The sequence below is a fragment of the Microbulbifer sp. ABF4_148 genome, assembly GCF_056158985.1.
In genome coordinates, this window is sequence record NZ_JBSWUI010000001.1 from 3,203,001 (window position 1) to 3,223,804 (window position 20,804).

Consider the following 20,804-nt stretch of genomic DNA (forward strand, 5'->3'; position numbering starts at 1 on the left):
ATCTAAAAGCTGCAAGACTTCGAGAAATTAATTTCACCAAAATAATTTTCGGCAAAAAAAATGCCCGCCAAAGGGCGGGCCAGATTTCTCGAACACACTTTCAGGAGGAGAGCTTAAGACAAGCTAATCGCCTGTCTGTAAGTTAGGTATAGCAAAAATTCTTTGTACACCCTGCGAACTGTCACCAAACACTTCCAGTTCCCGGCAGCACCTCCACTACACCCGATGCAGGTAGCTTTCGTACTCGACATCGGTTACCCGTGCAGCAATTTCATTGAATTCCTGCCGCTTCACCAGCAGGAACAGATCCACAAAACGCGGATCGAGATATTTCTGCCAGATGGGACTCTGCTCGAAACGCTTCAGCGCCATATCCCAGCTATTGACCAGACGATCGCTCTCAACCTGGTAGGCATCCCCGGTCACCGGCGCCGGTGCCACCAGCTTTTCCTCAATGCCGTGGCAGACGCCGGAAAGGATAGCGGCCAGCACCAGATAGGGGTTCACATCCGCGCCGGCAATCCGATGCTCGATCCTGCGCGCCTCAGGCACACTGGCGGGCACACGCAACGTCGTCGTGCGGTTGTCGTAACCCCAGCAGAGATTGAGCGGTGCGTGTGAACTTTCCTGAAAACGACGATATGAATTCGCGTGCGGTGCAAATAGTGCCATCGCATCATTGGCCGTCGCCAACATACCGGCCGCCGCCTGGCGCAGAAGTTCGGAGCCCTCGTCACTGCCATCATTAAAGACGTTATTACCGTCTGCATCGATCAGACTCATATGCACGTGCATGCCGTTGCCAGCCTGATCACCAAAAGGTTTCGCCATGGTAGTGACGCGCAAACCATGGCTGCGGGCTACCCCCTGCAGGAGCCGCTTGAACAGTAACGTCTGGTCGGCAACCTTGACCGGGTCCGCGCTGTGCAGCAGGTTGATCTCGAACTGCCCTGGCGCGCATTCTGACAAAATGGAATCCGCGGGAATGCCCTGCGCAACGCAGGCCGCGCGCACGTCGGCAAAAAAGTGGCGTTGCGCGTCCAGCTCAGAAAGGTCGTACACATCAGTTGAAGGCACCAGCTCGGCGTCATTATCACTGACCGGGCATGGGCGCCCCAGATGATCAGACTCCTCATGCAGCAGGTAGAACTCCAGCTCGGTTGCCACCACCGCCCGATATCCCATCTCTTCAAGACGCGACACAACACGCTGCAACTGTGCGCGCGGATCCGCATACAGGGCCGTACCGTCGGGCTCGTGCAACTGCATATGCAGCTGGGCAGTCTCTTCCCGATGCCAGGGAGCTGCCGCAATCGGCGACACCGGCACACAAACGCCATCACTATCGCCGCTGGCAAATACCAGTGGGCTGTTCTCGGTGTCACGCCCCCATACATCCAGGCTCGTCGCGCTGCGCGGCATCTGCAAACCACCCTTGAGCAGCTTTGACGCCGAGGCCGCCGGCAACCACTTACCGCGGGGAATACCATTGATGTCGAAGGCGAAGCCTTCGATCCACTTCAGATCAGGGTGATCCTTCAGGAACGCTTCGGATTGCGCGAGAAGTTCGGACGGTGGCGTGAATTCTTTTTGTTGTGACATAAATTGCCTGAGGTTAATTGGTACCAAACGCGAAGCGGGCGCCGAGGCGCCCGCGTTGCGACAGTTTACGCCAGAGCTTTGGCGCTCTCATCCAGCGCACGATGCGCTTTTTCAACCAGCTCATCGATCTGTTCTGTCGTGACGATCAGCGGCGGAGCGATGATCATCGTATCGCCAGTTGCGCGCATCACCAAACCATTCTTGATGCTCATATCGCGGCAGACACCGCCGGCAGTGCAGTCGTCGTCAAAGCGCGCGCGGCTGGACTTGTCTTTGACCAGTTCCAGCGCACCGACCATGCCCAGGGTACGCGCCTCACCGACAATGGGGTGATCCGCCAGTTCAGCCCAGCGCTTGGCCAGGTAGGGACCAGTATTGTCGCGTACGTTCCCGATAATGTTTTCATTGCGCAAAATGTTGATGGTGGCAAGGCCTGCCATACAGGCAGCCGGGTGTGCAGAATAGGTATACCCGTGGGCAAACTCACCACCCTTGGACTTGATCACTTCTGCCACGCGATCGCTGACCATCGTGCCACCCAGCGGGAAGTAGCCGTTCGTGACCGCCTTCGCGAAAGTCATCAGGTCGGGCTTCATCCCATAATAGTCAGCACCGAACCACTCGCCGGTACGGCCGAAGCCGAAAATCACTTCGTCCATCACCAACAGAATATCGTACTGGTCGAGTACCTTTTTGACTTCCGGCCAGTAGGTTTCTGGCGGAATCACCACGCCACCGGCACCCTGGATCGGCTCGGCGATAAAGGCTGCCACCTTGTCTGGACCCAGCTCCTGAATCTTCTCATCCAGGCAACGCGCCGCGTACACGCCGAACTCTTCCGGCGACATATCGCCGCCTTCGGTAAACCAGTAAGGCTGCTGGATGTGCTCAATGTAGTCCAGTGCCTGGAACTGCTTGTGCATGCCGCTCATGCCGCCGAGGCTCGCGCCACCAATGGTGGAACCGTGATAGGCGTTCTCACGCGAAATGATAATGCGCTTTTCCGGCTGCTCTTTCAGGTCCCAGTAGCGGCGAATAATACGCAGGTTGGTGTCGTTCGCTTCTGAGCCGGAACCGGTAAAGAAGACATTGTTCATGCCGTCCGGGGTGACTTCAGCCAATGCGTCTGCCAGCTCGATGGAAGGCACGGTCGTACACTGGAAAAAGCTGTTGTAGAACGGCAGGGTCTTCAACTGCTCGTAAATGGCATCGGAAATTTCATTGCGGCTGTAACCCAGGTTACAGCACCAGAGGCCAGACATGCCGTCGAGCAGGCGATTGCCGTCAATATCCATAATGTAGGCGCCTTCTGCATGGGTAATGACGCGCGTACCCTGCTTGCCCAGGTCATGGAAGTCGGTAAACGGGTGCAGAAAGTGCTCTCGGTCGTGCTGTTGCAGTTGACTCTTATTCATGTCGCTCACTCCGGTCTGTTGTTCTCACGGGACAGATCCGGCCGTGACCGGATCGCGCAGCATCGTCGCTCCCAATTTGTGATCACATTTTATGGCCAGCGCGGGTGGAAGCGCAAGGACTACTGAGCTAATGACACTAGGGTATCGTCAGCCGGCCGTTTCCGGTCGCCCGGGTGCGGGTCCGAGCATGCCCTCGGGACTGAGCAGTCGATCCAGCTGTTCCGCGGGTATCAGCCCCTCCCGCCGCACCAGATCAGCAACGGACTCACCGGTTTCCAGGGCTCTGCGGGCGATCTCGGAGGTCTTGCCATAGCCGAGATAGGGATTGAGGGCGGTGACCAGGCCAATGCTCGATTCCAGGTAGTGGCGACAGACTTCCTCGTTTGCCGTGATGCCGACAATACAGTTGTCCCGCAGGGACTCCATCGCCTCGGTCAGGAAGCGAATCGATTCCAGCAACTTGTAGCCAATCAGGGGCTCCATGGCGTTCAGCTGCAGCTGCCCGGCCTCCGCTGCCATAGTGATGGCGGTATCGTTGCCAATCACACTGAACGCCACCTGATTGATGGCCTCGGGAATCACGGGATTCACCTTGCCCGGCATAATGGAAGAACCCGGCTGCATCTCCGGCAGGTTAATTTCATTGAACCCACATCGTGGCCCCGACGAAAGCAGGCGCAGGTCATTGCACAGCTTGGAAAGTTTGACGGCAGTCCGCTTGAGCAAGCCTGACAATAATACGAAGCCCCCCATATCCGCCGTCGCTTCCACCAGATCAGCCGCTGCCAGTACCTCTTCGCCGGCAATCTCACTCAGGTAACCGACCGCACATTCGCGATAACCCGCCTGAGTATTCACGCCTGTGCCGATCGCAGTACCGCCCAGGTTGACCTCGAGCAACAGTCTGGCCACCTCCTCCAGACGCGCCTGCTCCTCGCCGATATTGCTGGCAAACGCAGTGAATTCCTGCCCCAGGGACATGGGTACCGCATCCTGAAGCTGTGTCCGCCCCATCTTCAGTACGCCGGCAAATTCCTCACCTTTGTGCGCCAGGGCCTCGCGCAAACGGTCAGCTGCAACGATGGTCTGGCGCAGGCCAAACACCATCGCCAGTCGCAACGCTGTGGGATACACGTCGTTGGTTGACTGGGACATATTGACGTGGATATTGGGATGCAATTGCTCGTAATCGCCGCGCCCATGACCCAGCAGCTCCAGGGCGCGGTTGGCGATCACCTCATTGGCATTCATATTGGTCGAGGTACCGGCGCCCCCCTGGATCATGTCTACCTGAAACTCTGCGTGCAGCGCGCCACCCATTACCTCATCGCAGGCCTTCACGATAGATTCGGCGAGGCGGGGCTCCAGCGAGCCCAGATCCCGGTTGGCCAGTGCACAGGCTTTCTTCACCATTGCCAGCGCAATCACCAGATTGGGAAAGTGCTGCAGGGGGACGCCGCTAAAAGAAAAGTTCTCCAACGCGCGCAAGGTTTGAACACCGTAGTACGCCTCTGCCGGCACGTTTCGCGCACCCAACAGATCACGCTCCACACGAATTCGGGCAGAGTCAGTCATAGCATTTCCAATTTAGAGTCATGGCAGGGCGCGGGCGCACCCTGCGGGAGAGTGTAACTCAGGGCGCGGTAATTGAAACCTTAACCGGCGATACCGAAAAATCCACACCCTTGATCGAATACTGGTCTTTGGTGCCGGAAGCGTAGCGCCAGAAGCCCTGGCTTTCCTCGGTCTGGACGAACTGGAAAACCACACCCTGCCCGGTCTCGTTAAAGGCATAGCGACGCAGTTCCGCATTTGCACCATTGTCCAGTAAGGAAAAGCCCAGCAAATGGTCGAGGCGACTGTTGGGCAACGCGATTCCCGCGCCCTGCTCCGGCGTATAGGCAAAGGCCTCCGCCCCCGCAGTCACGGCACCATCAATATCCCAGGCTTCGGATTGCCAGTGATAGGAATCTCCATCACTAAGCACCGAAAGCTGCATCCCCGATACGGCAAACGGTTTCCCCGCAGCGAACGCCGCTTTGCGGGCATCGACGATCACCAAATTGCCACTGCCAACCACGCGCAGCGCGCCCTTGTCGAGATCCACCAGTATCGCGGTATCCTCATCGACGCCAAATCCGCGACGCAATGCCGGATCCAGCGGCGGTTCCAATGCGCGCACCAGTCGCCCGAGTCGACTTTTGCGATCAAAATGCTGATCCACCAGCCCTGCCTCGAAGAAGCCCAGGCCCGTCCCCAGTACCAGCTGGCCCGATTCCTGCGACTGCATGCCGGAATACTTCTCTGACCGCGCCTGGGTCAGTGCAGTGAGCGAGTCGCCCGCGGCAATCATGGGGTTACTCATAATGGCGGCACCGGCACTGGTACCACCGATGACGGCACCGCGCGACAGCTGACGGCGGATAGCGGCGAGCACTGGAGTATCGCTGCCATCTTCAGCCACGAGGGTTTGCGTAATTCGGGTTTGGTCACCACCGACAAACCAGATCCCGCCGACAGACTCCAGACCTTCTGCCAGCTGCTGATCGTAACCCCCGTTGAGCCACATGCGCTCATCAGCCTCGGTGGAAGGATCATCCTTGACGGCAATCGGCAAAACCTGCACAGCACCGGTGAAGCCATAGCGTTCGAGATCCTGACGGAAGGCTTCAGCATAATGCACTGGTCGGCCAGAGGCAGCGGGCACAATCGCCACACTGTTCATGTCCGCAGGTATTGCATCGAGAAACGCGCGATAGATTGATTCGTTATCACTCCGGAGCGCGCCACCGACGATCAGCAACTTGCCCCCCGCCGTGCTCTCACACGCGAATAAAAAACAGCTCAAAAGAGCCAGGACTTTTAAACCAAAACGACGCTTGAACCACATATTCAACCTGCCATAAGAGAAGTTTCACCGGTGCGCGCATACTCGCGCGATCCGGTGTGAGAGAAAGCACTGTTGCGGTCAGATCTGGGCGAGCAACCAAAATGATTGCGGAACGCCCTGCTGAAATGAGAGGGAGAGCCGAAACCGCACATACGTCCCACCTCCTCAATACTGCAACGGCTGTGATGCAAAAGATCCCGTGCGCGTGAAAGGCGCAACCCCAGATAGAAGCGCGCCGGCAGTTCTCCTGCATAGCGTTTGAAAATTCGTTCCAGCTTTTTGCTGGAGACACACAAATAACTGGCGATTTCGCTGGTTGCCAGCGGCTCGGAAAGGTTGTTGCGCATCAACAGCTGGGCCTCCACCAATGTGGATCGGTCCTCCACTTCGCTGCGTACCTGTGAGGAGCCTTCGTTGCCAGCGCCTGCCCACATGGGCAGCAATGCATCCAGAACCGCCGATAGCGCATTCATATCGGTGCAGGTCCATACATTGCCGTCGCGGGTCACGGGGCCTTCTACGACCGTGACCTGTGGCTGGTTGAGCCGATCGCGCAGATTTGCGGGCAAGCTGCACTGCCTGCCATTGAGTAAACCGGCCTCGACCAGTTGCAGTACTCCGCTGCCAACACCAATCAGACACTTACTGGCCGGCCCGTGCCGCGCCAAACTGTCAGTGACCTCTGCAACCTGCGCAACGTGATTGCGACCACCGCAAACCACCAGCGTATGCACACCGAGGGGCGCGTCCGGAAGCGCCGGGGCCTTGATCTGAACCCCGTGCTCCGCGGTCACCGCATCGCTGACGACACTGAATACCCGCGGCGCCCAACCCCCTGCCTGGGTAAACCGCTCAACCAGCGCTCCCAGCGCAGCCACCTGAAAGCCGGGCAACAGTACAATCGCGACAGATCCTGTGGCCATTTGCCCCATTATTTTGCAAACGCCCCCTTGAACTGCAGGCCGCCATCAAAGTATTGCCACCTGCCCTGTGCCATCACGTGCACCACTTCGAAGCTCGACGGGTCGACCAGACAGATATCCGCGTCGCGCCCAACAGCAACCGCGCCCTTGTGGCGCAGTCCCAGCACCTTGGCCGGGTTGGCCGTCACCGCGGACAACGCCTTGCTGAATTCAACCTCTTCCACCTGTACCGCTCGGCGGAATTCATCAAACAGGCTGGCAACCGTACCCACCTCGATGTCCTGAAGAGCGCCGTTATCACAGAAGTTCGTCATCGACCCCTGAGCGTCCGAAGAGAACGTCATGCGATCGGAAGGGGCGCCCGCATCGAGCGCCACTTTTAGCGCGCGGCTTGCCCGTAGTTCGCCACTTGCCAGAATCTCCGGCGTTGTGGAAGTAGTGAAATCGATGTACCCACCGGCGCAGGCAAACTCAACCCCGTGGGCTAGTAAAGATTCGTTGCGATTGATATGCGTAGGGTAGAACTGATAAATCGGAATGTCGGAAGCGGCTACCGCGTCAAACAGTGGACTCAACCGCCCTTCGCAACCACCGACGTGGATACTGAGTACCCCGCCTTTACCACTCAGGAGTCCGGCGACGCGCGCATCGGACGCAACCCTGAGCAGTTCCGCCGTCGAAGGGTGGGAAGAGCGATGATCGGAAATGGCCAGCTCACCAACACCGATCACACAATCGACCAGCATAATGTCGGCGCGCACAGAACCGGTTAGCGTGGTAACCGGAAACTGGTATGAGCCACTGTGCATGTAAGCGGAAAGCCCCTGCGCATTCAGTGCACGGGCCTTGCCGTAGAGTTCGTTCAGCGTCCGTGTTGTCGCGTCAGTGCCGAGCACGCCGACGACCGTGGTCACACCGCTGGCAAATGCCTCGGCAGGATCAAGTTCGGGGGTGCGCGAGCCAAACCCGCCTTCGCCGCCACCGCCACTGATATGTACCAGAGAATCCACGAGTCCGGGGATCAGCCAGGCACCATCTGCATCGACGGTTTGCCCAATATCTTCCGGCAGGTTCAGACCCTGCTCAATTTTTTCAATCTTGTCCCCGGCGATCAGTACATCGCAGACCCCGAGGTCTCTCGGTGCAAATACGTGGGCATTTTTTATCAGAGTAATTCGAGACATAACGCGCTGTTAAAATCCTGTGAGCGCGGCGACAACCACAGCGGTCGACGCCAGTAAAAACAACATGCCCAATAGCGGCAGGGCAAATCGAATCCAGATCCCCCAATCGAGGCGAGCGGCACCCAGGCACCCCATCAGGGCCGCAGAAGTGGGAACGATAATATTGCTGAAACCATCCCCCAGCTGGAACGCCAGTACCGCGGTCTGGCGTGTCACGCCAACCACATCAGCGAGCGGCGCCATGATCGGCATCGTCAGCGCTGCCTGTCCGGAGCCTGAGGTAATAAAGAAATTGAATACGGTCTGGAATACCAACATGAACCAGGCGGAAACCACGCCCGAGACATCTGCCAACCCCTGCCCGGCCCAGTGCAAAATGGTATTCAGTACACTGGGGCTGGAGGGTTCATCACCGCCGAGCAACAGAACAATGCCCTTGGCGAATGCAACGACCATCGCCGCCGGCAGTAACTGTTGGGCACCTTCTTTAAAGGCGGCGGCCGCCTTGTTAGCGGTGAGTCCGTTCAGCCCAAAGGCGATGGCAACTGTCGCTATGACAATGCCCATGGTAAAAAACTGGCTGGCAATCTCCGGCAGGAAATACTGACGCTCAACAACGCCCCAGATCATCCAGCCGATACCAATCGCAAACAACAGCAATACCCAGCGATCACCGCGCACCATGGTCTGCAGACTATCGAGGGAAGCGCGCTTTTGCCGATGGACAGCATCAGACTGGAAAGCCAGAGAGCGCTCTGGCGTTTTACGGATACGCTGTGCATAGACCAGCGTATAAGCCACCAGCAAACCCGTCGCCAATAGCCAAAGGATCATGCGCGGCACGCTGCCCGACATGACCGGCACGTCGGCAATGCCCTGGGCAATACTCACACCAAAGGGATTCATCCAGGAGGTCGCGAACCCGACCTGGGTCGCCACATAGGTGACCAGCAGTGCAGTAATACTGTCATAGCCCATGGTCACCAGTAGCGGGACGACGATCAGCGTGAAGGGAATCACTTCCTCTCCCATACCGAATACCGCACCGCCTGCCGAGAACAGAAAACAAAGAATCGCCAGATACAGGCCCCCTGCCTCGCGGTTGCGGGCGATGACCTGGAACAAACCGCGCTCCACAGAGCCACTGGCGAAAATCAGCCCAAAGGCGCCGCCTGTCAGCAGAATAAAGGCAAAGACACCAATCGAGGCGCCCCACTTGCTGCCGGAGACCATGCCCTCAAAGGCAAAATTCAGTAAGCCAACCTCACCGCCTTCCGCGAAGACCGCCATGCCCTGAGGCTCTGGCGAAGACACCTGGTATGTCGCAGGATCAATGACTTTCCTCTCCTGGCCATTCACCGTCTCCACAACGGTATCGAACGTGCCCGCAGGAACCAGAAAGTTCAGGGAAAAAGCCAGCAGCGCCACTGCCAGCAGAATCAGGTAGGTATCCGGCATTTCCCAGCGTGACCGACTGTTCGCCTGGTCGATCACCGGGTTGCCCGCCTCGGAAGCAGGAGATTGCATAAGGGATTCCGTTTACATCCAGAAATTCGACGCCCGGGCGTAGCGACTACGCCCGGGCTGGTTACCTTCTATGGAATTAGAAGGCGTGCCCGTAACTCAGGGTCACAAAGCGCCCCATGGAGTTGTGGTTAACATGGTCAACGTTTGCGCTGGTGCCGAGTACCAACGGCGGCTCTTCATCCAGCAAATTGTTGACTCGCAGTCCGACCCAGCTGCCGTTGGGCAATTCACGGCTGAGGCTCATATCCACCACAGTCCAGCTGTCCACCTCGACCTCTGCGTCATCGGGCAGCCCGACGGCGGCCAGCACACGACGCGTGGGATCATCCTGATAGCTGTGGGTGTAGCGCGCCCCCAGAGAAGCGGACCAGTCTTCATATCTCCAGCGCAGTTTCGCATTTGCCAGCCAGCGAGGATAGCGGTATGCGCCCGCCTCACTCTCGACACCAAAGGTATCGGAGATTTCCCGGTCGAATTCGGCCAAGTAGGTGGTATCGAAGGTCAAGCGGAAGTTACCAAAAGAATCCGTATCCAGATACTGGGTAAATGCCAGGTCGACACCATTGGTCTTCTGCAAGCCGAGGTTGGTCAGCTGGAAATGGGCATCCACGACAAACCCACCGTTATCGACCTCGAGTCCAGGCGTACCCGTAGGCAGCTCACCCTCGCCGACCACCGCAAATTCGCCAGCCAGGGCGCGCAGGATAAAGTCATCCTCGGCCACATCAACCAGATTCTCGTGCTCGATACTCCAGTAATCGATACTGATCTCAGTGTCTTCTGTCGGCTTGAGCAGGATACCCGCCCCCCAGGTTTCCGCCTCTTCCGGCTTCAATTCGGGGTTGGATACTTCCTCAGAGAGCAGAGACTCACCATCTTCGTCCAGCAGGCCGTCACACGCTCCAGGCGTCACACCACAGTCGATGGTGTAGCTGCTGAGCAGGGTCCCGGCACCAATCTGCGCCAGCGAAGGCGCACGGAACGAGGTGGACCAGTTGCCGCGCAGGATCACCGCATCATTGAAGGCATGACGCAGGGCAACCTTCGGATTGAAGTCACCACCAAAAGTGTCGTAGTGGTCATAGCGCAGGGCCAGCTGCATATCCGTGCTTTCCGCCAGCGGAATCGCCTGCTCCATATAGACCGCCCACTGATCGCGCTCTGCATCAGCGGAAGTGGAGCTGAAGCCCAGGATCGGCTCCGGGTTCAGGGTGGTGGAGATCGCATCTGCGGACGGTGTATCCACCACAGATTCGCGGCGGAACTCCGCTCCAATCGCCACTTTTACGGTACCCGCTGGCATCTCGAACCAGTCGCCCGACAGGTTGCCATCGACCGCGTACAGGCGCGACTCGCCATTGCGCTGCGCATCGGTGCGAACGAACTCGTCAATCGCCGGGTCCTGACTGGTTTGTCCGTCGAACGGGTTGTACCAGGCAGTGGTCTTGCCAAGGTCTTCACAGGTCTCACCTACAAAGCTCGCATCAGGTCGGGCCAGGTCGACATCCCAACGCTCAACCACGGTGCCGTCGGTACAGAGATTACCCAGCGCGGCGTTATAGAATCCGTCGGCCTTGTACAAGCCGGACAAGCCCCGCTGTTCACTTTCACTGCGGCCCAGATTGGCGGCAACTTCCCAGTCCCAGTCCGCGACTTCACCCCGCAGCCCCGTCAGTAAACGGACTGACTGACTTTCAACTTCGATCGCACGCGGGTCGGGCGTCTTGCCCCAGGCATAGATCGGATAGCCGTAGAAATCACTAAAGGAATCTGTCGGGAAATCGGGACTGAATGAGCCTTCTTCGACAATATCGGCCTTGAGCGCTTCGGGCCAGAGAGGACTTTCGGGATCAAAGGGCGCCCGGGAGAAATTGGCCGGGCCCGCGGTACCACGAGATTCACTGGCCTGAACCATCAGACTGTTGAACCACTCCAGGTTCTCAGAAATTTCATAATCAAAGTTGGCCACAACGCTGCCGCTCTGATACTCGTCATCGGTTGCAACGACGCCGTTCGGATTAAATTCACAGTAGTCGCCAAAGGACCCAAACTTAAACTGGTCCTCCGCACATCCGCCTGCCGATGGCGCCTGGGTCTGGTCGTACCACATCGCGAACAGGTCGTTAAAGCTGGGGTACACACCTTGCTGGCTGGGGCGCACTGAGTCAGCGGTAAACGCACGATCACGGTCATAGAGTGCGTTACGGCTGAACAGGTCGACAACCACGAGGCTGCGGCTGCGCTCGCCCTGGCGTCCCCAGACCCAGTTGAGGTTGTACTTCCCTTCATCAGAAGATGCGGTGGAATTGCCATGACTGAAACCGAGCTCATTGCCTTCGAAATCATCACGCAACACAAAGTTCACAACACCTGCTACTGCGTCGGCGCCATAGGTCGCTGCCGCACCACTCGGCAATACTTCCACGCGCTCAATAGCAGCCAGTGGGATGGCATTGACATCGACAAAAGATTCCTGACCTTTGGCGAAGGAGCTCACTGAGACACGGCGACCGTTCACGAGTACCAACGTGGCCGAACTACCCAAACCGCGCAGGGAAACACCGGCGGCACCCACCGGCGTATTGCTGGACAGCGGACCGCCCGAAGAGGTCGAAAATGTACCGTTGCCGCCGCCGGTTTGCGTCAGCTGTTGCAGAATCTCGATGGCGGAAGTCGCACCGGATGCTTCAATTTCGTCGCGATCGATTTGTACGACCTGTACGGCTCCTTCTGTATCCAGTCCCTTGATGTGGGTACCGGTTACTGTGACCTGTTCAATCAACTCTTCCTGAAGCTGTGCGTCTTGCGCCATCGCACCGCCGGCCGCCAGCGAACAGCCCACGGCAAAGTGAATGGCGGTATACAGCCGGGTTCTTTTATTCATTATGAATCCCTCTTGAATACAGGCACGTGGCCCTGATTACTCTCCGAATAAACACTAGTTTTTACGCGCACGGAATTTCCAGGCGCGCATACGCCGGCCGCAGCAAGACACAAATCAGCATGCCCAAGACATACCAATCCTGCAGAATTTGGATAAGGCAAAAATAAGACGGAGGAAAAAAGACCGACTTATAGCTTCCTTGTGCTCGGCAACACGCTCAACAGCGTTGAACGCATGGCAAGGCCGATGCGGGGAAGCTACTCGTCAAACCACTCGCTGAGGTAGTAGTTGGCAGAGCAGCACTCAATGACAGCAATAATGACTTCGATGTTCGAATACATAACGCTTTCTAGTGCTTTCCAATTTTTGGATGGGTCCGCTAGCTGAAAAAAGAACTTCCAGCCAACTTCACATATTTTTTATCACGCTGAAAAACCACTGTAAACCCCCAAAAAAGCCATCAGGGAAATATCAGCGACACAGCGGCTCAGACAAAATTTTCTGCGGAGCGGGCGCAACGCATGCCCCATACGCAGAATGTTGCCTCACAATAAAAAGCCGGGCGGGAAAAATTCCCACCCGGCACTGGCGTTCGAATACTGGTTACTACTGATAGGGCTGATTGATATAGAAGTTGCTATCGCGCCCATCAATACCGATACGCTTCGGCGTTACGCCGGTAGCACCCGTCAGGATATTGAACTGATCGGATTCCGACAGTTTGTAACGAAGTACATTTTCATAGATGACGGGCAAGCCACAGGATGCCTGGGTGCGGGACGTCGAGCCATCCTCCGCCAGAACGTAGACATTGCCACTACCGTCCACCACGCCATTGCCGTCGCTGGTAAAGAAGATCGACGTGGCTTCGTCGACACCAATACCGCGAATCCCATTGGGCAGACCAGCCATAAAGGCCATCAGGCGCCCCATACGATCACGCTCGGCAAAGTGCGTATCCACGATCACGTCTGCCATAACACCGCTGCTGAGGAAGCCGGACGAAATATTGATGTACTCGTGACAGAGATCTGTCACCGCCTCGGATGAATAGGCACCCAGCACACCGTCCGGGTCGTAAATGAACTCAGACTGCACGGCGGCACCGGCAGAGGTTCCCCCCAGCACACCGCCACGGGCCAGCACTTCCTCCAGCGCGGTCTGCAGGGCGGTTCCCTGCCACTGATTCAGGTAGTCGGACTGGTCACCTCCCGCAATCCAGACAAATTCGGCAGAGCGGACGGCCCAGGCAACATACTCACTGTTCGCATGCTGAACCCGGTCAACCATCAAAGTCTCGACAGAGTCAGCACCGAGCAGCCCCAACAGATAATCGTTGTAACCATCACTCCCCGACGTACGCAAAACGACGACGTCACCACCACCGATCAGCGGTTTCACGCGGAGCGTAAAGGCGTCATCCACGTCTGTGCCGCCGCCCATTACCAGCAGGCCACCATCGGTTTGCTCCACACAAACGTCCGCAGCATTTCCGGTCAGGTAGTTGGTGAGGCCACCCGGCTTTGAAGGCCGCGCCCCCAGGTCGCAGCTGCCACCGCCCGGGTTACCGCCGCCATTTCCGGGATCACCGCCGCCATTACCGTCGGGAATGCCAGACACGTCCAGGGTGTAGGCACCCCGACCGCTGTATCGCGTTACTTTGAGCGTATAGCGACCGGAGCCGTCTACCGCGACCGCAGCACTTTCGGGTGTGCTGCTGGTTTCCGCCGCATGCAATTGCTGATTGGCGTCATACAGGAACCAGTCGAAATCATCCCGACTATCATGATCCAGCGAAATATTCAGGTTCGCCGCCTCATTGATATCAAAGTAGTACCAGTCCTGGTCCCTTCGGTTGGCAATATCGCCACTCACGGCCTGGGCAGAACATACCGGGCCATCGGCATCCTGTTCCGCGTCGTTGGATTCAGATTCCTGCGTAATACAGGCCAGTGCACCCTGACTCGCGAAAGCCAGGGAGAACAACAAGGCGCTTTTCCTGATCATTATTTTCTCCTTGATATATAAGCCGGCCAGTAACCGACCCGTTGTTGTTATGTCATCAAAGAGTAACGACTTTGCGAAATAGCGCATCGCTCAGACAAAGCCGAGGGAGAAATCCGGCAACTTCAGGAAAAAAATGAAAAGTTAGCGCGACCTTTCGCGACAATACTGTGCGCGCATCACACTAACTTGCACTCAGATCGCACAGTCGAGTGCGTCCAGCAACATATGCGTCATCAACCCGATCCCCAGGTAACGCACCGGTTTCCAGGGTAAAAACATCATGCCACCGTACAGTGAAATCGGCAGAAGCTTGTGCAACGGGTGAAAATTGATACTGCAGCGACCTGGATCGTAAACAGGATTTGCGAACAGATGATCGAGATCGACGAGGTTCGCCGCCAGCATAATCAGCGCGGCGCGCTTCCAGTCACTGCGAAAAAAACCAAATGCCAGGGCAACAGGCACGGCGAAATGCAGCACCAGATGAATATAAGAAAACACGATTACTGCAATTCCTCATCCGGAATGGAGCCGAGGCCCTCTTCAATATCCTGCTGTATTGCCAGCCTCACCCGCGAAACATCACCCGATGCAATCGCTTCGAGCAGGTCGTGGTGGCGGTCCGGCAGTTCCTGCACACCAAACCGACGGAACACCAGATGTTGCAGTGGTGCGGTTTGCAACCACAGGCTCTCGATCAGGGATAAAATGATATGCGGCTCACCGAGCCGGTACAGTGTGAAGTGAAACTGCAGGTTTGCGGTGACGTATTCCTCAATGTCTTTTTCCCGCAAAGACTCAGTCACACGATCATCCAGGGCGCGCAGCGCCTCCAGGGCTTCTGCGTCCACATGTGGCAGCGCCTGTTCGGCAGCCTGGCATTCCAGTGCCACTCTGGCGGCACAAATTTCCGCGAGTTTTTCCGGTGTCATGGTCGGCACGGTAACGCGGCGGGTATCGGATAGCTCGAGCGCTCGCTCAGAAGTCAACCGGCGTAACGCCTCCCGAACCGGCATCGGACTACAGCCCAGGTCCGCAGCGAGACCGCGCAGCGTCACGGGATGTCCGGGCAAGAATTTGCCGCGTAGGATTGCCTCTCGAACCTGATAATAGACACGCTCCTGTGTCGTACGAAACTCACCTGGAGGCGAGTTAAACTCCGGTGATTCACTCATGCGGCGGCTACCCGATCCAGCTTGTGTAAAACATCCCCCTGCCCCACTTCAATCAAATGGTCGACCACTTTGCCGGTTTGCCACAACTCGTAGAAATCTTCGGCAACCCGCTGACTCGCATCGACCACAGCATTCCAGTATTTGAGGCGTTCCGGGGTATCCAGTTTGTAGAAATCATTGCGGTCAGGGATTTTGCCATAGGGCAAACTCGCGACGAAGCCCGGCGCTGGTGCGACCAGCAGGGTATTCTCCAAAGCCCCACCCTGCACCCAACGCCAGCTCAAGCTCTTGTCGAACCAACCGGGCACCATATACGGGAAGAAATGCGGATACAGGGCCAGACCGGGCGGGTGCTCAAACTGCAGGTCAAAATGGTAATCCGTAATACCCCCATCCCGATAGTTCCCCTGCGGCGCACCACTGGGATTCTGGATCCCCGCCATCACCAGAGGAATGGAACCGCTGGCCAGTACCGCAGGACAGACATTGTCCGGCGACAGGCGGATGTTCTGGGTGGCCAGATTGCGGAACGCCAGCCCCGGCGCCTCGCCAGCATGGAACACCACACGCTCCCAGAATGCAGCCAGGCTGTGCCGGGACACCGCATTCGCCAGCGCCGAGGCGAGCAATGCGGGCCCCAAAACCGCTGGTTTCTCGCTGGCCAGGGGACCGCGACCACGCGCGGTCACAAAGTGGCTGTGCCAAATCGGGTTATAGGCCACTTCCTCAGCACCCTTCACCCCCAGCGTATCCTGCAGGATTTTCTCACCGGCCTCGGTAATTTCTGCCGGCGTCGGGCGATCTGAGTCATAAGACTGATTGATATAGCCGTACTCGAGCCGCTCCAGGGCAGACAGCGGTTCCGCCATGGCATAACACATATTGCGAAAACTGCCGATGGACGAACCGACGGTGGTGATCTTGTCGCGGCGCCCTTTAAAGAATGCCCCCATCAAGACCCGGTCAAGCTGGCTGATCACCAGCCATTTGGGGCCACCTGAAGCGCCGATGAGCGTGGAGAACAGCTCCTGTTTCAGCCCCTCTTCACGAATCCGGCGGGCGGCGCCGGCCCCCGCCAGCAGTACTACACTCGGTTTTTTCACTCTGATATCTCTTGCTTTACGGCTCGGGCGATTACCATTCGCCGGTATTTTCCATGGAAGCCCAGGGCTCGCGGGGCTCGAGGCGCTCGCCTTTCTGCAACAATTCGATCGAAATCCCGTCCGGAGACCTTACGAATGCCATATGTCCGTCCCGGGGCGGCCGATTGATGGTGACGCCCGCATCCATCAAACGCTGGCACAGCGCATAGATATCATCCACCCGGTACGCCAAATGGCCAAAATTCCGTCCACCCGAGTAGGTCTCTGGGTCCCAGTTATGGGTCAATTCCAGGCATGGCGCCTTCTTTTCACGGGCGGTTTCCGCATCTCCGGGAGCTGCCAGGTAAACCAGGGTGAAACGCCCCTTGTCGTAGTCCTTGCGGCTGACCAGCTGCAGCCCCAGCTTCTCGCAGTAGAATTTCAGTGATTCATCCAAATCTGCAACACGAACCATTGTATGCAGGTATTCCATCGGGTATTTCCTCCGTTATACGTCAACAGGTCGGCGTCCCGGACGCCAATAGGGCTACAATCGCGGGATAAATTAATCGGTTCCAACCAAGGGCGCCAGAACAAAATGTATCAGAAGTATTACCGCCACTTCCTACAGGGGGCGTCAAACGCCGGCTCTGAGTCCCAACCCTTGCTGCATATGGCCTGTCACTCTCACCATTTCTGGGCTGACGTCACCCTCGACGCTGTACAGGCGTACTGGCACGATGCCGCCCGGCTTGTGGACGACAAGTGGGGGCACATATTTGGCGCCAAAATCCCCGCCTGGCAATCTGCCGTGGCACAGGTGCTCGGACTGCCGGCTCCGGAGCAACTCGCCATCGCGCCGAACACCCATGAACTCGTGTATCGACTGTTCAGTGCCTTTGATCCGGCCAAACCGCTGCGGGTGCTGACAACCGACGGGGAATTCTACAGCTTTACGCGCCAGATGGAGCGTCTTGAGGAAGAACCCAATGTAGAGGTCACCCGAATCCCCAAAGAGCCCTATGCCAGCCTTGCGGAACGATTCGAGAACGAACTGCAACGCGGCGACTACCAGATCGCTTACGCCAGCCAGGTCTTCTTCGATTCCGGCGTCGCTTTTCCTAACCTGCTGGATATCGCCGCGCGCAAGCCCGACCGCACAGAGTTTGTCATCGATGGTTACCATGGCTACTTTGCGCTGCCGACCAACCTCGGTCCGATAGCCGACAAGGTGTTCTATATCGCCGGCTCATACAAATACCAGGGCGCAGGTGAAGGGCATTGCTTTATGAGTGTGCCGCGAGGCTGCACCCTGCGACCGCGCTATACGGGCTGGTTCGCTGATTTGGGAGAACTGGAAAATCGCGCAGACCGGGTTGGCTATGCAGACGACTGGCTGCGCTTCGCGGGATCCACCATGGATTACTCGCCGATGTACAAGGCGCTGGCGGTGCTCGAACTGTTCGAGCGCGACGGCATCACCGTGTCCGCCATCCATGACTATGTACGCGCCGCGCAACAGCGCTTTCTCGTTGCCATGGATGAGGCTGACCACCCGTTACTGAACCGCGAGCACCTGCTGTATCACGACCTGGAACAGGGCCATGGGCACTTCTTTACCTTCGATTGCGGCACTGCGAGTGCCAGCGAAGCGCTGCAAAAAGAACTGCGGGCACGGGGCGTGCTGTGTGATCGCCGCCAGCGGCTTCTGCGGCTTGGATTTGCGATTTACCAGGCACCGGACGAAAGCTTTCAGCGCGTGTTCAGCTAACATCGTTATAAAAAGGAAACGCTCGCCATCCCGCGAGACACAACAAGGAGTCGACCATGCAACATTCTTCCTCTCTGCCCGGAGCGCTTAAACTCACCGCCGCAACACTTGTCGCTGGCCTGATATTCACCATGGCGGGATGCGGTGGAGGCAGCAGTGGTAGCGCTTCCGAAACAGGCACGCTGGTCACAATCGCTGCAAGCGGTAAAGCGAGCCAGGCACCGGATGTCGCCAATCTGTCTGCCGGGGTAGTCACTGAAGCAGAAAACAGCGGTAGCGCCATGAAGGCCAATGCCGAACAGATGTTGACCCTGCTGAAAGCCATCAAAGAGGCAGGTATCGACGAGAAAGACGTGCAAACCAGTGGTATCAGCCTCTCTCCCGTGTACAGCAACCGGCGCATTGCGGGGCAACAGCAACCGACCATCACTGGCTACCGGGCCCGTAATATGGTCAACATTACCGTGCGTAATCTCGAGACCCTTGGCGAAACACTGGATAAGCTGTCCGATGCCGGGGCCAATAATATCCATGGGCCCAGTTTCTCTATCGGCGAACCCGAACCCTTGCTGGCCAAGGCCCGCGAGCGCGCTCTGAAGCAGGCCCGGTCTCGCGCAGAGAATTATGCGGAATCCCTGGGCATGAAAGTGAAGCGCATTGTCAGCATTAGCGAAGGACACGGCGGCGGCCCCCGCCCGATGATGCGCACCGAGATGTCGATGGCCACCGACAGCACACCGGTCGCCCTGGGAGAAAGCACGGTCAATGTGCAGCTGCAACTGGTTTTTGAACTGAAAGACTAGTGATACTGCAGCAGTTGGCCACATAAAAAAGGGCGATCAAATGATCGCCCTTTCTCGTGAAACCTGGTCAAATCGTCAAGGCTTCTTATGCACCTCACCGCCTTTCATCACGAACTGCACATCGTCCAGTAACGTGATGTCTTCCAGCGGATTACCACGCACTGCAATAATATCCGCGTGACGCCCCTCACTGATACTGCCGAGCTGGTCCTGCATCCGCAGCAGGGAAGCGGCATTCCAGGTCGCCGCCTGAATCGCCTCTGCTGGTGACATACCCGCGTCCACCATCAACTGGAACTCGCGACTGTTATCTCCATGCCGGCTGACACCGCTATCGGTACCGAAGGCAATGCGAACCCCTCGCTTGTGAGCGCGAGAAAACGTGTCTTTCATCAACGGACCTATCTCGGCCGCCTTAACCCGAACGATCTCCGGGAAGAACCCATCAATCGCGGCCTTTTCGGTCACCCAGTCCCCTGCCATCAGCGTGGGGACATACCAGGTACCATTGCGCTTCATCAGCTCGATGGTTTCACCATCCATATAGGTACCGTGCTCGATGGAGTCCACTCCCGCACGAATCGCACGCTCCATGCCCTCCTTGCCGTGGGCATGCACCGCAACCGTGAATCCGTAATCCTTCGCGGTTTCGACAATCGCTTCGAGCTCGTCCGTCATGAATTGTGGATTCTGGCCGCTCTTCGCCACGCTGAGCACGCCCCCGGTCGCCGTGATCTTGATCAGGTCTGCACCGTCTTTATAGCGTTGCCGGACCGCCTCGCGCGCACTGGCCACACCGTTGACCACGCCATCGACAGGACCCGGCTGAGCCATCAGGTCAGAGCGATAACCATTGGTGGGATCCGCGTGGCCACCGGTCGTGGCGATCGACTTGGCGGCGGTGAAGATACGCGGCCCATCGATCGTGCCCTGGTCAATCGCCTTGCGCAGGCTCACCGTGACATTGCCGGTATCCCCGAGATCACGCACAGTGGTAAACCCTGCCTGCAGCGTCCGGTTAGCGGTATCCACTCCACGCAAGGCATAGTCGGCCGGATTCCAGGTGAAACGCTCGACATAGGTGCGCGGGCCAAATTCGGTCGCCAGATGGGTATGCATGTCCATCAGACCCGGCAATACGGTGTAATCCCGCAAATCGATCAAGGTTTCCCGGTCGCGCTTGGCAAACCCCTGCTGCACGGACTCTACCTTGCCATCGACGATATGAATGGTGCGGTTCGGCAACAACTTGCCGCTCTCACTATCAAACACCTGCCCGGCATAGATGGCCACGGCCTCGGCGTTGGCCATACTGCTGAAGAGCACTGCCAGGCAAGCCAGCGCGATGCCAGCGAGGCCGCGTCGAAAACCATTAAACATGGATATTGTTCTCATTGTCGTACCCTTAGGTATGGATGAAGCGGTGCAGCGGCCACTATCAATACCAATTGCGATTGTTGCGTTGCGCGCACAATCTACCGCAATCGACGGACGAAGCCAAAATCCTGGTGTTTCCACAATGTGAAGTTTTCGGAGCCTCC

The 20,804-nt window shown here is 57.5% G+C and carries 16 protein-coding genes; 2 read left to right on the top strand and 14 right to left on the bottom strand.

The features are described 5' to 3' along the window. Positions 1-216 precede the first annotated feature (216 nt). The 13 genes from ACXAD0_RS14155 to gloA all read right to left on the bottom strand — a co-directional run bounded on the left by ACXAD0_RS14155 (position 217) and on the right by gloA (position 17,182). On the bottom strand, positions 217-1,602 hold the full coding sequence (locus ACXAD0_RS14155; RefSeq protein WP_475089169.1) for a glutamine synthetase family protein: 1,386 nt from the start codon (positions 1,600-1,602) through the stop codon (positions 217-219). Positions 1,603-1,667: 65 nt separating this feature from the next. Next, a complete protein-coding gene (locus ACXAD0_RS14160; RefSeq protein ID WP_475089170.1) occupies positions 1,668-3,017 on the bottom strand; it encodes an aspartate aminotransferase family protein in 1,350 nt (449 codons plus the stop codon). A gap of 147 nt (positions 3,018-3,164) precedes the next feature. Beyond that, positions 3,165-4,592 carry an aspartate ammonia-lyase gene (locus tag ACXAD0_RS14165; protein WP_475089172.1) on the bottom strand — a complete coding sequence of 476 codons (1,428 nt, stop codon included), beginning with the start codon at positions 4,590-4,592 and terminating at the stop codon, positions 3,165-3,167. A 58-nt stretch (positions 4,593-4,650) separates the two neighbouring features. Next, a complete protein-coding gene (locus ACXAD0_RS14170; protein ID WP_475089174.1) occupies positions 4,651-5,820 on the bottom strand; it encodes a cyanophycinase in 1,170 nt (389 codons plus the stop codon). A gap of 89 nt (positions 5,821-5,909) precedes the next feature. Continuing rightward, entirely contained in the window at positions 5,910-6,830 is a 921-nt protein-coding gene (locus ACXAD0_RS14175; protein ID WP_475089176.1) for a GlxA family transcriptional regulator, read from the bottom strand. Between the two features lie 8 nt (positions 6,831-6,838). Next, the gene (iadA, locus tag ACXAD0_RS14180) at positions 6,839-8,014 is read right to left on the bottom strand and encodes a beta-aspartyl-peptidase (RefSeq protein ID WP_475089178.1); all 1,176 of its coding nucleotides are present in this window, start codon (positions 8,012-8,014) and stop codon (positions 6,839-6,841) included. A gap of 9 nt (positions 8,015-8,023) precedes the next feature. Next, positions 8,024-9,541, bottom strand: a complete 1,518-nt coding sequence (gene yfcC, locus ACXAD0_RS14185; protein WP_475089179.1) for a putative basic amino acid antiporter YfcC — start codon at positions 9,539-9,541, stop codon at positions 8,024-8,026. Between the two features lie 76 nt (positions 9,542-9,617). Then, on the bottom strand, positions 9,618-12,425 hold the full coding sequence (locus ACXAD0_RS14190) for a TonB-dependent receptor plug domain-containing protein (protein WP_475089180.1): 2,808 nt from the start codon (positions 12,423-12,425) through the stop codon (positions 9,618-9,620). Positions 12,426-13,031: 606 nt separating this feature from the next. Next, a complete protein-coding gene (locus ACXAD0_RS14195; RefSeq protein WP_475089181.1) occupies positions 13,032-14,432 on the bottom strand; it encodes a cyanophycinase in 1,401 nt (466 codons plus the stop codon). Between the two features lie 192 nt (positions 14,433-14,624). Further along, positions 14,625-14,933 (bottom strand): DUF6122 family protein, encoded by a 309-nt coding sequence (locus ACXAD0_RS14200; RefSeq protein WP_475089182.1) that lies wholly within the window; start codon positions 14,931-14,933, stop codon positions 14,625-14,627. Between the two features lie 2 nt (positions 14,934-14,935). Then, positions 14,936-15,607, bottom strand: coding sequence for a GntR family transcriptional regulator (locus ACXAD0_RS14205; RefSeq protein ID WP_475089183.1), 672 nt, complete (start codon positions 15,605-15,607; stop codon positions 14,936-14,938). Further along, entirely contained in the window at positions 15,604-16,710 is a 1,107-nt protein-coding gene (locus ACXAD0_RS14210) for a hypothetical protein (protein WP_475089184.1), read from the bottom strand. The genes ACXAD0_RS14205 and ACXAD0_RS14210 overlap by 4 nt, the downstream gene beginning before the upstream one ends. Before the next feature lie 31 nt (positions 16,711-16,741). Continuing rightward, entirely contained in the window at positions 16,742-17,182 is a 441-nt protein-coding gene (gloA, locus tag ACXAD0_RS14215) for a lactoylglutathione lyase (RefSeq protein WP_475089185.1), read from the bottom strand. Between the two features lie 105 nt (positions 17,183-17,287). Between gloA and ACXAD0_RS14220 the strand changes: the two genes are divergently transcribed. Together ACXAD0_RS14220 and ACXAD0_RS14225 are read left to right on the top strand one after the other, a co-directional pair. After that, positions 17,288-18,460, top strand: a complete 1,173-nt coding sequence (locus ACXAD0_RS14220) for a hypothetical protein (protein ID WP_475089186.1) — start codon at positions 17,288-17,290, stop codon at positions 18,458-18,460. 56 nt (positions 18,461-18,516) lie between these two features. Further along, the gene (locus ACXAD0_RS14225; protein ID WP_475089187.1) at positions 18,517-19,263 is read left to right on the top strand and encodes an SIMPL domain-containing protein; all 747 of its coding nucleotides are present in this window, start codon (positions 18,517-18,519) and stop codon (positions 19,261-19,263) included. Positions 19,264-19,338: 75 nt separating this feature from the next. On the opposite strand, the gene ACXAD0_RS14230 is transcribed toward ACXAD0_RS14225, so the two are convergent. Then, positions 19,339-20,658 (bottom strand): metal-dependent hydrolase family protein, encoded by a 1,320-nt coding sequence (locus tag ACXAD0_RS14230; protein WP_475089188.1) that lies wholly within the window; start codon positions 20,656-20,658, stop codon positions 19,339-19,341. Positions 20,659-20,804: the final 146 nt, after the last annotated feature.

Excerpts from the sequence above, each read along its gene's own strand:
- gloA (WP_475089185.1), bottom strand. The coding sequence starts at position 17,182 with ATGGAATACCTGCATACAATGGTTCGTGTTGCAGATTTGGATGAATCA.
- ACXAD0_RS14160 (WP_475089170.1), bottom strand. The coding sequence starts at position 3,017 with ATGAATAAGAGTCAACTGCAACAGCACGACCGAGAGCACTTTCTGCAC.
- yfcC (WP_475089179.1), bottom strand. The coding sequence starts at position 9,541 with ATGCAATCTCCTGCTTCCGAGGCGGGCAACCCGGTGATCGACCAGGCG.
- ACXAD0_RS14175 (WP_475089176.1), bottom strand. The coding sequence starts at position 6,830 with ATGGCCACAGGATCTGTCGCGATTGTACTGTTGCCCGGCTTTCAGGTG.
- ACXAD0_RS14195 (WP_475089181.1), bottom strand. The coding sequence starts at position 14,432 with ATGATCAGGAAAAGCGCCTTGTTGTTCTCCCTGGCTTTCGCGAGTCAG.
- ACXAD0_RS14165 (WP_475089172.1), bottom strand. The coding sequence starts at position 4,592 with ATGACTGACTCTGCCCGAATTCGTGTGGAGCGTGATCTGTTGGGTGCG.
- ACXAD0_RS14225 (WP_475089187.1), top strand. The coding sequence starts at position 18,517 with ATGCAACATTCTTCCTCTCTGCCCGGAGCGCTTAAACTCACCGCCGCA.
- ACXAD0_RS14190 (WP_475089180.1), bottom strand. The coding sequence starts at position 12,425 with ATGAATAAAAGAACCCGGCTGTATACCGCCATTCACTTTGCCGTGGGC.
- ACXAD0_RS14205 (WP_475089183.1), bottom strand. The coding sequence starts at position 15,607 with ATGAGTGAATCACCGGAGTTTAACTCGCCTCCAGGTGAGTTTCGTACG.
- ACXAD0_RS14230 (WP_475089188.1), bottom strand. The coding sequence starts at position 20,658 with ATGAGAACAATATCCATGTTTAATGGTTTTCGACGCGGCCTCGCTGGC.
- ACXAD0_RS14220 (WP_475089186.1), top strand. The coding sequence starts at position 17,288 with ATGTATCAGAAGTATTACCGCCACTTCCTACAGGGGGCGTCAAACGCC.
- ACXAD0_RS14155 (WP_475089169.1), bottom strand. The coding sequence starts at position 1,602 with ATGTCACAACAAAAAGAATTCACGCCACCGTCCGAACTTCTCGCGCAA.
- iadA (WP_475089178.1), bottom strand. The coding sequence starts at position 8,014 with ATGTCTCGAATTACTCTGATAAAAAATGCCCACGTATTTGCACCGAGA.